The organism is Caldifermentibacillus hisashii (assembly GCF_039654145.1).
In the GTDB taxonomy this organism is placed as follows: domain Bacteria; phylum Bacillota; class Bacilli; order Bacillales; family Caldibacillaceae; genus Caldifermentibacillus; species Caldifermentibacillus hisashii.
In genome coordinates, this window is record NZ_CP155467.1 from 3884065 (window position 1) to 3900739 (window position 16675).

Annotated in this window: 10 protein-coding genes and 1 pseudogene; 4 read left to right on the forward strand and 7 right to left on the reverse strand. The window is 36.9% G+C overall.

Features of this window, described 5'->3' with window-relative positions:
- Positions 1–630: 630 nt before the first annotated feature.
- From NSQ14_RS18525 to ahpF, 4 genes are all read left to right on the forward strand, one after another.
- Positions 631–1830: a saccharopine dehydrogenase family protein gene (locus NSQ14_RS18525; RefSeq protein ID WP_034773509.1), complete on the forward strand. Its 1200-nt coding sequence runs from the start codon at positions 631–633 to the stop codon at positions 1828–1830.
- Entirely contained in the window at positions 1830–2957 is a 1128-nt protein-coding gene (gene nspC, locus NSQ14_RS18530; protein WP_346216700.1) for a carboxynorspermidine decarboxylase, read from the forward strand. Before NSQ14_RS18525 ends, nspC begins: the two co-directional genes overlap by 1 nt.
- 491 nt (positions 2958–3448) lie before the next feature.
- Positions 3449–4012 carry an alkyl hydroperoxide reductase subunit C gene (gene ahpC, locus NSQ14_RS18535; protein WP_034773514.1) on the forward strand — a complete coding sequence of 188 codons (564 nt, stop codon included), beginning with the start codon at positions 3449–3451 and terminating at the stop codon, positions 4010–4012.
- Positions 4013–4025: 13 nt separating this feature from the next.
- A complete protein-coding gene (gene ahpF, locus NSQ14_RS18540; RefSeq protein ID WP_346216701.1) occupies positions 4026–5558 on the forward strand; it encodes an alkyl hydroperoxide reductase subunit F in 1533 nt (510 codons plus the stop codon).
- Between the two features lie 143 nt (positions 5559–5701).
- Here the strand turns inward: ahpF and sfsA are convergent, their stop codons facing one another.
- The 7 genes and pseudogenes from sfsA to NSQ14_RS18575 all read right to left on the reverse strand — a co-directional run bounded on the left by sfsA (position 5702) and on the right by NSQ14_RS18575 (position 16638).
- Positions 5702–6391, reverse strand: coding sequence for a DNA/RNA nuclease SfsA (gene sfsA, locus NSQ14_RS18545; protein ID WP_346216703.1), 690 nt, complete (start codon positions 6389–6391; stop codon positions 5702–5704).
- A 104-nt stretch (positions 6392–6495) separates the two neighbouring features.
- A complete protein-coding gene (locus NSQ14_RS18550) occupies positions 6496–8028 on the reverse strand; it encodes a malate:quinone oxidoreductase (protein ID WP_346216704.1) in 1533 nt (510 codons plus the stop codon).
- A gap of 446 nt (positions 8029–8474) precedes the next feature.
- A complete protein-coding gene (locus NSQ14_RS18555; RefSeq protein ID WP_346216706.1) occupies positions 8475–9308 on the reverse strand; it encodes a sulfurtransferase in 834 nt (277 codons plus the stop codon).
- A 266-nt stretch (positions 9309–9574) separates the two neighbouring features.
- Positions 9575–10591, reverse strand: coding sequence for a hypothetical protein (locus tag NSQ14_RS18560; protein WP_040036768.1), 1017 nt, complete (start codon positions 10589–10591; stop codon positions 9575–9577).
- Positions 10576–12162 carry an ATP-dependent nuclease gene (locus tag NSQ14_RS18565; RefSeq protein WP_251241786.1) on the reverse strand — a complete coding sequence of 529 codons (1587 nt, stop codon included), beginning with the start codon at positions 12160–12162 and terminating at the stop codon, positions 10576–10578. Before NSQ14_RS18565 ends, NSQ14_RS18560 begins: the two co-directional genes overlap by 16 nt.
- Before the next feature lie 97 nt (positions 12163–12259).
- The gene (locus NSQ14_RS18570) at positions 12260–13285 is read right to left on the reverse strand and encodes a restriction endonuclease (protein ID WP_041903714.1); all 1026 of its coding nucleotides are present in this window, start codon (positions 13283–13285) and stop codon (positions 12260–12262) included.
- A 104-nt stretch (positions 13286–13389) separates the two neighbouring features.
- Positions 13390–16638: pseudogene (locus NSQ14_RS18575) on the reverse strand (type I restriction endonuclease subunit R).
- Positions 16639–16675 lie beyond the last annotated feature (37 nt).

The following is a 16675-nucleotide window of genomic DNA, read 5'->3' on the forward strand; positions in this document are numbered from 1 at the left end:
GGCTGTGTGGGTTCTAATAGATGAGCTTTTTATAGAATTTGTGAGTTCCTAAATTTTCAAAGAATAGATTTCATTTTTATAATAAATATTCGATTCATAAGGCTATAAAGAGTAATTCAAAAAAATAATTTTATCTTGATATTTTTCGGATATGTTGATAATATGAAAGAGCAATATTTTTGGAAAGCTAATATTCAAAATAGTGAGTCTTTCCAAGCAGATAATTTTTGACCACTTCCTGATAGGGGAGTTAAGGCCACGGACAGCCGGGTCAAATGCCGATTGGTAGCTTCGGTTGCCTTATTGATTGAGTTTAAAGCTCAAATTTTATAAGTTGGTTACTTTACAACCGGTGCAGGTGCACATCAACTTGTGAAACGATCAATAAGAGTGGTAAAAGTAATTATTTGCTATATAGACTCTGATCTTATGAAGGAATTTTGAATATTAGAGAACTTCCAAACGACCGGCCTTATGAGAAGTAGATGGTAAATCTTAATTGTATTTTTATTTGGATGATTCTTTAATATTGACTTTAATCTTCAAGCAAGTGTTGTGCGCGGCGCCGCGGTTTACACTTGCTTTTTTATTATTTTATAAACAAAATCCAATCAGTAAGGAGAAATGAAAATGGGAAAAGCGCTTGTTATCGGTGCAGGTGGCGTTGCATCTGTTGCCATTCATAAAATGGTTCAAAACAGTGATGTATTTGAAGAAATTTGCATTGCCAGCCGGACAAAAGCTAAATGTGATGCGTTAAAAGAAAAATTAGACGGCGGGAAGACAAAAATTACGACAGCCCAAGTGGATGCTAACAATGTAGACGAGCTCATTACTTTAATTAAACAAGTTAAACCGGACATTGTCGTAAATTTAGCACTTCCATATCAAGATTTAGCAATTATGGATGCTTGTCTGGCAACAAAAACTCATTATTTGGACACAGCTAACTATGAACCGGAAGATACGGCAAAATTTGAATATAGCTGGCAATGGGCTTATCGTGAACGGTTTGAAGAAGCGGGAATTACCGGCTTGTTAGGAAGCGGCTTTGATCCGGGTGTAACAAGTGTCTTTACTGCCTATGCTTTGAAACACCACTTTGATGAAATCGAGTATATCGATATTCTTGACTGTAATGCCGGCGATCACGGTTATCCATTTGCAACAAACTTTAACCCGGAAATTAATATTCGGGAAGTTTCTGCTAACGGGCGTTACTGGGAAAACGGCAACTGGGTAGAAACAAAACCGATGGAAATTAAGCGGGTTTATGACTTCCCGGAAATCGGCGAAAAAGATATGTATTTACTGTATCACGAAGAGCTTGAATCACTAGCCAAAAACGTACCCGGACTTAAACGGATTCGCTTCTTTATGACGTTCGGACAAAGTTACCTCACTCATCTTAAAGTGCTTGAAAATGTCGGCATGACTTCCATTGAGCCGATTGAATTTGAAGGAAAACAAATAGTGCCGCTTCAATTTTTAAAAGCCGTTTTACCGGATCCGGCATCTCTCGGACCAAGGACAAAAGGAAAAACAAATATCGGCTGTATTTTCCGCGGCAAAAAAGATGGAAAAGAAAAAACCTACTATCTATATAATGTCTGTGACCATGAAGAATGTTATCGTGAAGTCGGTTCCCAAGCCGTATCCTATACCACAGGGGTACCGGCCATGATAGGTGCCATGATGGTATTGAACGGATATTGGAAAAAACCGGGCGTTTGGAACTTAGAAGAATTAGATCCGGATCCGTTCATGGATGCATTAAACAAATGGGGACTCCCGTGGAAAGAAAGTTTTGATCCGGAGTTAGTGGACTGATGAGATTTGAAGAATTACCAACTCCTTGTTATGTCGTTGATGAAAAGCTTTTGGAAAACAACTTAAAAATCTTAAACGGGGTAATGGAGCGGACAGGTGCTAAAATTGTTTTGGCGCAAAAAGCATTCTCTATGTTTAAATTGTATCCGCTCCTCGCCAAGTACTTGAACGGAACAACGGCAAGCGGCCTATATGAAGCCCGGCTCGGATATGAGGAAATGGGAAAAGAAAATCATGTCTTTTCCCCGGCCTACCGTGATGATGAAATGGATGAAATTGTTTTGATTTGCGACCATATTATTTTTAATTCTTTTTCACAGCTGGAGAAGTTTAAAGATAAAGTTTTGAAGGCCGGTAAAAAAGTTGGGTTGCGCATTAATCCGGAATGTTCCACACAAGATGGGCATGCCATCTATGATCCATGTTCACCCGGATCCCGCTTAGGGGTAACAGTCGACCAGTTTCGCTCTGAATTGTTGAAAGGTGTTTCCGGGCTTCATTTTCACACCCTCTGCCAACAAAACGCTGATGATCTGGAAACGACATTACATGCGGTTGAAGAAAATTTTGGCCAGTGGTTGCCCCAAATGGAATGGATTAACTTTGGCGGTGGACATCATATTACAAGAGAAGATTATGATATCCCGTTACTTGAAAAATGTATTAAGAGGATGCAAGATACGTACGGTTTGGAAGTCTATCTTGAGCCGGGGGAGGCTGTAGCACTTAACGCCGGGTATTTAGTAACAACTGTCCTTGATACAATCAAAAACGGAATCGATATTGCCATTCTTGATACATCGGCTACTTGCCACATGCCGGATGTATTAGAAATGCCTTATCGTCCACCGTTGTTCGAGTCTGGTGAGCCGGGTGAAAAGCCATATACGTACCGACTTGGCGGACCTACTTGCCTTGCCGGTGACATCATTGGTGATTACTCGTTTGATCAACCATTAAAACCCGGCGATCGCCTGATTTTCGGTGACATGGCCATCTACACAATGGTGAAAAATACCACTTTTAACGGTATGCCACTCCCGACTATTGCGGTTAAAAAGAAGGACGGCGATTGTGAAATCATCCGCCAATTCGGATACGAAGATTTTAAGATGAGGTTATCATAAATTTGCAAGAGGCTTTCCGGAAGTAATGGGGCACTTCCTTTTAGAAAGCCTCTTTTTTCATGTGCTTAACGTCTGCTTGAAGTAAGAAGGAAGAGAGGCAAATTTGTGTAATAACAGCCACTGAGAATCTCTACTGATTGAAGTTTTCCTTTTATTCGCGGGCTATAATTTTCCTTCAGCCATCAATCCTCATATATGTATGGTAATTTTATTTAAAACAGTCATTGTAATGTTAATTCATGTTATTTAACAATATAATTTTTTTATTATACAATAATGATGATGAGAAATTTTCAAGTTATAACTTTTTTCAAATTTGTACAAACTTAATAATACAGGGAAATTGTACTACCCGGGCCTTTTGTTTGACAAATATATTTACTATTATATAATAATTATTGTAAAAGAAATTTGTTATGTGCTTCACAAAATTTTCCCATATTTTTACAGAATTCTAAAATATTCTCAATAATACATAGGAGGTATTTATTATGTCATTAGTAGGAAAGCAAGTATTACCATTTAAATTACAAGCATACAAAAACGGCGAATTTGTAGAAGTAACGGAAGAAGATTTCAAAGGACATTGGAGCATTTTATGTTTCTATCCGGCAGATTTTACATTTGTTTGCCCGACTGAACTCGAAGACCTCCAAGAACATTATGCGACTTTCAAAGATCTTGGCGTTGAAGTTTATTCCTGTTCAGCCGATACACATTTTACTCATAAAGCTTGGCATGACCATTCCGATGCCATTAGTAAAATTGAATATACGATGATTGGGGACCCTTCCCATAAACTTATCGAAATGTTTGATGTCCTAAGGGAAGAAGAAGGTCTTGCAGATCGTGGAACATTCATTATCGATCCGGATGGTGTCATTCAAGCAGTTGAAATTAATGCAGACGGTATTGGACGTGATGCAGCCAGCCTAGTTGACAAAATTAAAGCAGCTCAATATGTTCGCACACATCCTGGTGAAGTTTGTCCGGCAAAATGGAAAGAAACTGGAGAAACGCTGAAACCGAGTCTTGACCTTGTCGGAAAAATTTAAGGAGTGCTTATAAATGATACTAGATGCGGATATTAAAGCACAATTAAATCAATATCTTCAGTTAATGGAGAGCGATATCATCATTAAAGTAAGTGCGGGTTCTGATAAAGTATCAGGTGACATGCTGGCTCTTGTTGACGAGCTGGCTACGATGTCACCGAAAATTAAAATTGAACATACTACTTTACAAAGAACACCAAGCTTTAGTGTGAATCGTGTGGGAGAAGATACCGGAGTTGTTTTTGCCGGTATTCCTTTAGGCCATGAATTTACTTCACTTGTGCTTGCGCTATTACAGGTAAGCGGTCGACCGCCAAAAGTTGAACAAAAACTGATCGACCAAGTTAAAAGCTTAACCGGTGAATATCATTTTGAAACATTCGTCAGCTTAACTTGTCATAATTGTCCTGAAGTTGTTCAGGCTCTAAACATCATGAGTGTCCTTAACCCGAATATTACACATACAATGATTGACGGTGCGGCTTACAAAGAAGAAGCCGAAAGTAAAAACATTATGGCGGTACCGACTGTTTTCTTAAACGGCGAGGAATTTGGCAGCGGCCGGATGTCACTCGAAGAAATTCTGGTCAAACTTGGGAAAACATCGGACCCATCTGAGTTTATGAATAAAGATCCGTTTGACGTTCTCGTTGTCGGCGGTGGTCCTGCCGGTGCGAGTGCCGCTATTTACGCTGCAAGGAAAGGAATTCGTACCGGAGTTGTGGCAGAACGATTCGGCGGTCAAATCATGGATACCAAGGGCATTGAAAACTTTATCAGCGTAAAATACACTGAGGGTCCGCAACTTGCTGCCAGTTTAGAAGAGCATGTAAAAGAATACAATATTGATATAATGAACTTGCAACGGGCAAAACGTTTAGAAAAGAAAGATAACCTTGTCCATATTGAATTGGAAAACGGCGCAGTTTTAAAAAGTAAGACAGTCATTCTTTCAACCGGTGCACGTTGGCGCAATATAGGCGTACCGGGTGAAGAAGAATTCAAGACAAAAGGTGTTGCCTATTGCCCGCATTGTGACGGTCCGTTGTTTGCCGGAAAACATGTTGCGGTCATCGGTGGTGGAAATTCCGGGATTGAAGCGGCAATTGATCTCGCAGGAGTTGTTAAACATGTGACCGTTATTGAATTTATGCCGGAATTAAAAGCCGACCAAGTACTTCAAGATCGTCTTCACAGTTTATCAAATGTGACAGTGATTACAAACGCCCAAACGAAAGAAATCACCGGAACTGATAAAGTAAACGGGCTAACTTATATTGACCGGACAACCGGAGAAGAACACCATATTGAGCTAGCCGGTGTCTTTGTTCAAATCGGTCTTGTTCCCAACACCGATTGGTTAGAAGGTACGGTTGAACGAAATCGCATGGGTGAAATTATTGTTGATAAGCGTGGTGCAACCAATATCCCGGGTGTCTTTGCTGCCGGCGACTGTAGTGATAGTCCATATAAACAAATTATCATTTCCATGGGATCCGGTGCATCGGCGGCCTTGGGAGCATTTGATTATTTAATCCGAAACTAACCCGGAAACCAAAAAAACTACGCAAAAAACCGTTATACTGCTTATTCTGTAGTATAACGGTTTTTTATATTTTTATTCTTTCTATGTGTTTTTGGTGTCTGACTTCGTAATGTTATTCATTTACAATTGGTAATATACCCTTTTTATGATAATACAACAGGAAGCGGATCGCCTAAAACGAGTTCATCGACTTTTACAATTACGTCATATGCTAAAATTTGCACACCTTGTTCCACTGCTTTTAATAAAGCTTCTGTAAAAGTTTTATCCATTTCTTTATTAGGAGTAAAAGTGGAGCAACCTTTCATTTGTACGACAAACAAGATAGTTCCGCTGTATCCCTTTTGTACGGCTTTTACCATCTCCAATATATGTTTTGTCCCTCGTAACGTCGGTGCATCCGGAAATAGTGCCAACCCGTTCTTTTCCAATGTGACACCTTTTACTTCAATAAAGCCGCTTTCATTTCCCTTTTCAAAATAAAGATCGAACCGGGAATCGCCAAACGGAACTTCCCTTTTCATCGTGTTTACCATTCCGAGTTCTTTCACCTTTCCCGTTGTAATTGCCTCAAAAACAACGGTATTGGGCGCTTGTGAATCAATATTTACCCAAACATCATTTTTACAAACAGCAATGAGAGAATATTTTGTTTTCCTGTTTGGATTATCACTCACTTCTAACCGCACGTCAGCATCCGGTTGTAGCAACTCTGTTAAACGGCCGGTATTTTTAATATGAGCCGCTTCTTTTTTTCCATGAATGAAAACTTCGGCAATAAATCTATTCACCCGCCGATGCAGTTTACCATGGACTATTTCCCCATACTTCATAAGTTCACTTCCAATAAACGGTTTTAGGTTATGTGATGAATAATCGTGTAACAATGGAGGCGTTTAATAATAGGAAAAGGAAGTACAATTGCCAAATCGGCAATTTATACTTCCTGTAACTGACGAGTTTTGTCATCCGTATTTGTCGGTATTTCTTCCTCTAGGCCAAGCGTCTTTGCTGTAGAGGAATGAATTTCTTGAAGAAGGTCCGGGTTTTTAGCTAAAGATACACCATAGGAAGGAATCATTTCTTTAATTTTTGATTCCCATTTCGGCATATATTGCGGGAAACATCTGTCCAATACTTCAAGCATAACATGTACGGCTGTTGAAGCGCCGGGTGAAGCACCAAGTAAAGCGGCAATCGAGCCATCACTGCTATTTACAACTTCCGTACCGAATTGAAGTGTTCCTTTCCCACCGGTCTCCGTATCTTTAATTACTTGTACACGTTGACCTGCTACGACCATATCCCAATCCTCAAGTTTGGCGTTCGGAATAAACTCACGTAACTCCTCTAACCGTTGTTCATTTGATAACATAAGTTGTTGAATTAAGTATTTTGTTAGCGATATTTCTTTTACACCGGCAGCCAACATCGTAAGCACATTATTTGGTTTTACGGAGCTAATTAAATCAAAGTTTGAACCGGTTTTTAAAAATTTCGGTGAGAAACCGGCAAACGGTCCAAACAACAAAGTCTTTTTATTATTAATATACCGGGTATCAAGATGTGGCACGGACATCGGCGGAGCGCCAACTTTTGCTTTACCGTAAACTTTTGCATGATGTTTTTCGATAAGTTCTTCATTTTTGCAAACCATAAATAATCCACTGACCGGGAAACCGCCAATATGTTTTGATTCAGGAATTCCCGTTTTTTGCAATAACGGCAAAGAACCGCCACCGGCACCGATAAAAATAAATTTTGCTATATAAGACTTATTTTGACCGGCGTCAATATCATGTACTTTTACTTCCCACAATCCTTCACTTGTCCGTTTAATATCTTTCACATAATGTTTATAGTTAATCTCGACGTTTTCCTCTTTTAAGTGTTCAAACAACATTCGAGTTAATGCACCAAAGTTGACATCTGTTCCGGAATCCATTTTTGTAGCCGCAATCGGTTCATTTAGTTTACGGCCTTCCATCATCACCGGAATCCATTCTTTCAGTTTTTCCGGATCATCCGAAAATTCCATCCCTTGGAACAGCGGGTTATCAGCTAATGCATTAAAGCGTTTTCTTAAAAATTCTACGTTCTTTTCCCCTTCGACAAAACTCATATGGGGTAATGGCATGATAAAGTCCTGTGGATTACGAATCAAATTACTTTTTACAAGATAAGACCAAAATTGTTTTGATACTTGAAACTGTTCATTCACTTTTATTGCTTTGCTAATATCTATGGATCCGTCCGGTTTTTCGACGGTGTAGTTGAGCTCGCACAGTGCAGAATGACCCGTCCCCGCATTATTCCATTCATTGGAACTTTCCTCTCCGGGTTTTTCGAGCTTTTCAAACACTGTAATTTCCCACTCCGGTATCAATTCCTTTAACAACGAACCGAGCGTGGCACTCATAATTCCGGCGCCAATTAAGATGACATCTGTTTTTGTTTGTCTATTACTCATTTTCCCCACCTTATCCCCTTTTGAATTCTTGGAAAAGCTGCAGGCGGTTTCATTCCGAAAAAAGACGGAAAACAGTCCGACTACACACCTTTCCCGAATCAATTATAACCTAATTCTAGTCTACCAGAATCTTTCAGTGATTAAAACATTATTTTACTATTCTAAGATAGTTACAATTTACACCAAATGTGGAAATTATGCAAATATTTGATTTGTGATTTTTTGAACAAAATAATATTCATTTTCTTAGGCTTGTTGTCGTTCTATCACCGACTTTATAAATCTTTGAGATTCTTATCCTACTGTTGCTTTCTTTCCTCCGTTACCTTAAAAAACGCTCGGAAAAAATCTAATGTGACTTTTCCAAGGGTTAAGATAAATATCCCTAAAGAAAATGATTATACAATGAACGAGTGACTGTTTACGTAGAAAAGTATTGGGGTGAATTATCCCTTTTCCACCGGATTGTCGCTATATGAAACCCAGTCACTGTAACTTCCTGCGTATAGTTTTACATTTTGATAGCCTGCCATTTTTAGAGCTATATAATTGGGCGTGGCCGTGACACCTGATCCGCAATAGACAATAATTGGTTCCTTTTGATCCAACTCGGCAAATCTTTTTTTCTGTTCTTCGCTTCCTTTGAAGAAACCATTTTCCAACCCTTCTGCCCAAAATTTATGAATGGCCCCCGGGATATGTCCGGGAATTTTATCAATTGGTTCCTCTTTTCCCAAATAGCGTGCTTTTTCTCTTGAATCAATTAAAATTGGCGACTTTTTCTTATTGGCGACAATTTCCTTAATCTCTTCATAAGTTGCCAGCATCTCTTTTCGAATACTTACTTTAAAGTTAGCGGGTTCCGGCTTTGGTACTTCTTTTGTTGTCGGGTAACCCGCTTCAACCCAACTTTTAAAACCACCATTTAACACGTAAACTTTGTCGTGTCCAATATATGTAAGCAGCCACCAAAACCGGGATGCGAACGCCCCCTCTCCTCCATCATAGGCGACGACCGTTTTCGTATTCTCAATTCCCGCTTTCTCTATTTCACGTCGAAACTTTTCAATATCCGGAAGCGGGTGCCTCCCTCCATGTTTAGAAACAGGTGCAGATAATTGTTTTTCCAAATCGAAAAAGTTTGCACCCGGAATATGGCCCGCCTTATATAGACGTTCTCCCTCATCCGGCTTGCTTAATGAAAAACGGCAGTCTACAATTTTAACATCTTTATTGGCTAATTGTTCGAGCAACCATTCTTGATTAACAACATACTCCACTTTAACAACCCCTGTTCATTAGTTTTATTATAAAATCAATGTGGGCTTAGAATCAGCAATATCCTTTATTCTCGTGAATTTTTTGTATATATTCTATTATAAACCCAAATGATTAGCAGGGGATATTGCTTAGGACGACCTTACATAAGGTTTAAACTCAATTACTTATGGTACGGTTCACCGTGGTTATTTGAGGGGCAAAAAAATAGCATTAGGGGAGATCGCTCCTAATGCTTTTCTTAAATCAAATATAATGTTTATCTAATTTATTTTCTATAGTCGACAGGAATATCTTTTTCTTTAATAAAATATATATCCCCACTACTTCTAGTACAGGCTACATAAAATTTTCGTAGTGTCTGAGGGGCCAATTCGCCTAATTGATTATTTACATATTTTTTAAATGTAGTATCATTTAAAATTACGCAGACATTCTCATAAGTCATCCCTTTAGAATTCCCCCAGTTTTCACCATTTACATTAAATTTAACTGATTTTTGATAAAATAGCTTCTTGATATTATTATTTTCAAGTATTTTCTTTATTTTCTCAGCATCAGCGATATACGTTATTTCTGATGTAGTGTCATTTGCTGATTCTATATTTATTCCTAAATTATCTTTTATAAAATTACAGACAGTTGAGGTGCATCTATGACTTTTTACTAATGTTGTTGTATCAAAGTAGTATCCTGCTTCTTCAATTATTTCCTTATAGGTTGAGAAATTATTATATAGATTTCCCAAATGATTTCCTCGTCTACTTGAAGCAAAAGTTGATTGGAAAAAGTCACCAACTAGCGTTACTGGTATTTCTAAATCTTTCAAGGAGAGCATCCATTTAAAATCGTCCGAGGCTAAGTCTTGCATTTCATCAATAAAAACTTCATCAAAATACCTATCCATTCTTTGTTTGAAACTTAATAAATTTTCTAGTATATATTTTGCCATTCTATTATGGAATATCTTATTTTTATTCCTAGTAAAAGGACTAGTATTTCTAAAATGCGGTATCTCATAGGATATATCTCTAATTGGATAAGGACATAATGGTTTAATAATGAACTTCAATAAAAACTCAAAATATCCATATATGAAAATATTCGAGGGTAGATATCCAAATTTGTTAATTATCTTCTCTTTTAAATTTTCCTGATTTGCTGTTGTATATGTTAGTATTAAACTTTTTTTACCATCTGATGATAATTGATCAATTATATAGCTTGTTTTACCAGACCCCGCAACCGCATTAATTACTGTTTTATTATTTAACCGGTTATCCATTGAATCGCTTCCTCAATATATGGTGGTATTTTGAATTTTTCCAAATTTGTATCAGGGTTTTCATCAGTGAATAAGCATAATAGTCTGAAGGCAGACTCAGCCTTATTATTTAGCATATAACTTTGAACTCCGTTAGTCATGGATGCATTCGCTAAATAACTATCTATAAACGAACCGTTATATTTATATAAACTTACTTCAAAAGTATGATTTAAGTTATCTTTATCAGCAAAAATCTCTACATTATCCGATCTAAAGTCCGAATAGGTTTTAGTTATATTATTTTCATAATCATGGTCATTATCTGTGATAACAACTACCTTTTTATTCAACAGTTTTGCTATTTCCAGATACCTTTTAAAAGTCTTACCTCCACAAGATATAATAGATACATTATTATTATACGGCTCATCACCAGTCAGGTAATTATAGAATTCATTTAATAGAATATACTCTGCGTCTCCTTCTACTAAAATAGCCTTCTTGGAAAGAATGAAGTTTAAAACGTTATTATCTGGTGCCTTTTTGAAAAATTTTGCAGTTTCTATTTTTAATTCATTTAAATTCATAATGCGATTTTCGCTAAAAAATATTGCATTCTTTAAATCTAATCTAGAGGCAATCATATTACTATGTGTAGCTATAAATGTTTGTTTTTCATCACCTGCTGTGATTACTTTATCAATAAGTTTATGCATATTTAGATGACTTAAATGATTTTCCGGTTCTTCAATAAGGATAATCTCAGAATTATCTCTGGCGTTTGAAAGCAAAAATTCGGTATTAATAAACATCTTTTCCCCCTGACCCAGATTTTGGATTATAATACCTGATTTTTCAACTGTAATATTTTCTTGAAAACTATCTTCATTTTCGGTGTTTAATTTAATTTTTATATCATCTGTGGCATCTAAGTTAAACTCTGAGTACAAATTATCTGAAAATTGATGGGTAATATCTCTATATCTGTTATTGATTCTTTGTCTTAACGTTCGATCCGTCTTACTTTCGTATATACGTTTAATATAATCTTTCATAGCATAACTAGAATTTACTTTTGAACTATCCAGATAAGAGTACTTTATGTGGTCTGGATATCTCTTATAACTACTATATGCTCGGTCTGAAAAAGTTCGAAATTCAACATTATAATATTCAAAAGGGAATATATTTGTACTTTCTAGTGATTCTATTATTAAATCTGAATACTCTTCATTCGGACTTATAAGTAATCTTAGGCCGTTCTTTTCTAGATTAGTGGAATTCTTCTTCCCGTTAATTTCATGATTTATTACTTCATCCGTTATAAATAATTCAACTTCAACCACTGGTAACTTATCATATTTTTTATCACCATTCATAAATTCATTAATTGCATCTATATTAAAAAGATTATGTAATCCTATTTTTTCTATAGCAGAATAACTGCCACTTAAAACACAGGAAATAGCTAATAAAACTGAAGATTTCCCAACTCCATTTTCTCCAATCAAAATATTTCTACCTTTGTTAAAAGGTATTACCTGTTCTTTAAATCCCTTAAAATTATGTAATCTTATTTTCTCTATCAACTTATTCACTCCAAACTATTTACATTTTATCCCGGCAACATCCCTCAAAATCACTCTACATATTTATCCTCTGAATATCAAAGTATATAGAGAGGAGTTATTCTACTTCACTGTCCAACATCCAAACCCTCTTAATAGGAATCTCCTTCTTAATTTCATCACTAAGCTTTTCGTAGTTCTCAAAGATTTGTTGAATAATAGTTTTCGAGTCCCAAAGACGAACTTTGAAAAATTGCTTAGGAATTTCCTTAGTGACAGAAGATTTAAAGCCACTCCACGATACTAATAAGCCAAAATCTGCACTATAATTGCTCATTGTACCTATCAACTGATCTAATGTCGGTCTATCAAGAGGAGTATCAGATGTCTTGACTTGGACACAAATTTTTGGATTTCCAAAACCTAACGTATCTGAAGCTGCTAATATATCCACACCGTGATCTGCACCTTCTGGACTTCTGTAAGTAGTAAAGCCTTTTGCTTTCAAAATTTCTTCAATTAAAATTTCCATCTTATGTCCTTTAAAACGCTGTATAATTCTTTCAGAGATTTGATCGTATATATATTCTTCTAAATCTATTGAAACTGTTTCTTCATTTTCCTCTACTAGTTCCTTTACATTTTTATTTTTTGGTACATGCCAATTATTTTTACGCATTTCTCTAATACGCTCTTCAGCATTATTTCTGTGTATTTTACAGACCGTCATAAAGGCTCCTAATGAATACAATATATCCTGATCAAATCGATCCCTTGGTATATCTTTAGCAATCCAATTTACATTCCGGTAATGATAATACGGACTGCCAAGTGACTCATCATATACATAGTCACCGATAACTTCCCCTATATGTATGGTGCGATTAAATTTTGAAGGCAAGACTACTAAATCTCCTTGCTCCATTGCATGTGCAATTGGCCAAATTTGAGAAGCCCAGTTGATCGCTGTTTTTTCTTTATCTAAATCATAGTGTTCGATTAGTCGTTTATATAAATCCTCTTTGGAAGTAATCTCTTTTAGATTAATATTTAAATCATCCCAAGTAAGATATACCCTTCCATCTTCTAAAAATTTGTTTTCGAACTCCCCTTGTTTTCCTGCACGAAATAACCAAACAGTCATTATGTAACTCCTTTCTTTGACGTAGCATAATAATTTTCTTGATAATAAAAGAAAACGTCAGTCACCTCTAAAAAAGTCTCTAGAAATGAATGACACTTGATGTTTTATAACCTATATTCACCTTTAGACTCCGCAGCCTGCAGCGTATTCCAATCTCTTACTTCAGTATGCTCCGCCATTAACTCTGCTTGTCGCATAACTATGTCTAAAGCTTTTTTCGCTTGTTCTGGTGGATAATCATACTTCTTCAATAGTCGCTTAATAATTCTCCTCATTCCTGCACGGGCGCTTTTTCGGACATGCCAGTCAATGGTCATGTTCCGTCTAATTGCTTGAGTCAGTTCATTGGCGATTTTACGTAAGACTTCATCTTCCATTAACTCTTTAACTATAGACTCAGATGTTAAAGCATCGTAAAAGGCAATTTCATCTTCATTTAATCCTAGATCTTTTTCTTCTTCTCGTTCTTTTTTCATGTCCTTTGCCATTTGAATTAGTTCTTCGATTACTTCGGCGTTTGTAATGGCTTGGTTTTTATATTTGTTCAGCGACTGTTTCAGTTTTTCCGAGTATTTTTGGGATTTGACAAGGTTGCGTCTTTCCATTGTTTTGATGTTGCCTTCAAGTAATTTTTTTAGCATTTCAACCGCCAAATTTTTATACTCATATGAACGTACTTCTTCGAGAAATTCTTCCGATAATATAGATACATCAGGATGTTTCAATCCCATCACTTCAAAGACATCCACTACTTCTTCTGAAATAATGGAACGTTCGAGTAATTGATTAACGCGGGCTTCGATTTCTTTTTTCGTCTTCCGCTTCGGCTGTTTTTCTTGAAGTTTATTTAGGCTTGCCTTAACCGCTTTAAAATAACTGACTTCAAGGGCTGCTGCTTTTCCTTCATCTGTCGCTGCACAAAGTGAATGCGCCTTCGCTAGCTCGGTTGCCGTCTTTTTGAATTCTTTTTGTTCTTTTTCACTCTTACCAAAAATGACATTCATTCCGCCCGTGATGGCTCGAATACGGCCTGCTTGAGATGAACCCATATAAGCAGAGTAATCAAACCCATGCATCATATCTTGCAAAATTTCAAGTTTCTCTTTCATTACAGCAATTGCAGCCGATGTATCGATACCCGTTGTTTTCTTATCACTTTCGGTATATTGATTTAAAGCTTTCTTTAAGCTTTCTAAAATCCCAATATAATCTACAACTACTCCACCTGATTTATCTTTAAATACACGGTTTACCCGTGCGATTGCCTGCATGAGGTTATGACCCTTCATCGGTTTATCGATATACATCGTATGCATGGAAGGTACGTCAAATCCAGTCAGCCACATATCACGTACAATGACGATTTTTAGTTCATCATTATTATCTTTCATTCTTTTTGCCAATAAATCCCGCCTTTTTTTTCCACCAATATGCGGCTGTAAGAAATCATCATCCCCAGCACTCCCTGTCATGACGACTTTAATTTTACCTTTATCGTCATCATCGGAATGCCAATCTGGACGTAATTTGACAATTTCGTTATAAAGTGCGACACAAATACGGCGACTCATGCAAACAATCATTGCTTTTCCGTCAATTGCTTTTGCCTTTTCTTCGTAATGATTGACTATATCTTTTGCCAATTGTTTTATGCGGTTAGGTGAACCGACGATGGCTTCGAGCCTCGACCATTTGGACTTGTATTTTTCACGTACTGATTCTTCCTGATCTTCGGTAATCTCTTCAAATTCTTCATCGATCTTCGCTAATTCTTCTTCATTGGCTTCCAAGCGGATAATACGGTTTTCATAATAAATTTTAACCGTTGCTTTGTCTTCCACAGCTCTTGTCATATCATAAATGTCAATATAATTACCGAAAACAGCGGGCGTTGACTTATCTTCCAGCTCAATCGGTGTTCCTGTAAAACCGATAAAGGAAGCATTCGGAAGTGCATCACGAAGATATTTTGCATATCCATATTTCACTTCGCCTGTTTTGGTGTCAGTCTTTGCAGAAAAACCATATTGACTGCGATGAGCTTCATCCGCAATAACAATCACATTTTTACGATCGGTTAAAACCGGCATTTCGCCTTCTTCTGGTTTGAATTTTTGAATCGTTGTAAAAATAATACCGCCTGATTCCCGGTCATTTAGAAGATCATATAATCCGTTTATCTCTTTGGATTTTTCGTTGGCTTGTTGTTTTTTCTGTTCCTCACTCAATTTGCGGACATCTGCTTGTTTCGGTGTTTGTCTTAAGATATCCTTTGATTTTAAAAACGTAGAAAATAGCTGGTCATCTAAATCGTTGCGGTCGGTAATCACCACAATGGTTGGATTATTTAGCTGCTAGACAAGCTGTGCTGTATAAAAAACCATCGAAAAACTTTTACCCGAACCTTGTGTATGCCATATAACACCGATTTTACGGTCTCCATTCTCACTGGTCGCTATTTTTGTCTTTTCCACCGCTTTTTTTACCGCAAGATATTGGTGATAGGCAGCGAGAATTTTGGCAATCGTTTTTCTTTCGCCGATTTTCTTCCCATTTTCATCTCGTTCTTCTTCTTTGGATTCCTGAAAGAGAATAAAGTTTTCAATAATATCAATAAGCCGGTCTTTTGCCAGCATCCCTCTTAACAACACTTCATATTGCGGCACTTCAAGTGGTTCAATGTTTTCCCCATCCACCGTCCGCCAATTCATAAAACGTTCTTGACTTGCGGTAATCGTTCCCGCTTTCGCATTAATTCCATCGGATAAAATACAAAATGCATTGTAGTAAAATAAAGATGGAATATCACGTTTATACGTTTGAATTTGTGCATAGGCATTATCGATACTCACATTTTCATCAGATGCTGATTTTAATTCGATAACGACGAATGGGATGCCATTTATAAAAATAACTAAATCCGGGCGGCGTTCTTCTTTTTCAACGACCGTAAACTGATTCACTACCAAAAAATCATTATTAGCTGGTTCTTCAAAATCAATCAAGAATGCCTTCATCGAACGGCTATGACCATCTTGATGAAACGACACATCAATGCCTTCCGTGATTAATTTGTGAAAATGACGGTTGTTTTCTTCTAAGCTTGGACTATTAAAAGCTATAATTTGCCGAAATGCTTCTTCTATTGCTTCCTGTGGCAAATGGCGATTATGTTTAAACAAAGCATCTTTTACACGGTCTTCTAAAATAACGGTACGATAATCTTTTCGTTCTGGTCTTTCCCCATCACAACTAATGTCCGGACCAAAGACATAGTCATAGCCAAGTTCCTGAAGAATTTCTATAGCTGCTTCTTCCAGCTTATCTTCCGTAAAATTTTCAAAAAAACTCATTCTCCTCTCCCCTTTCGAAACGGGATATGACATTTAT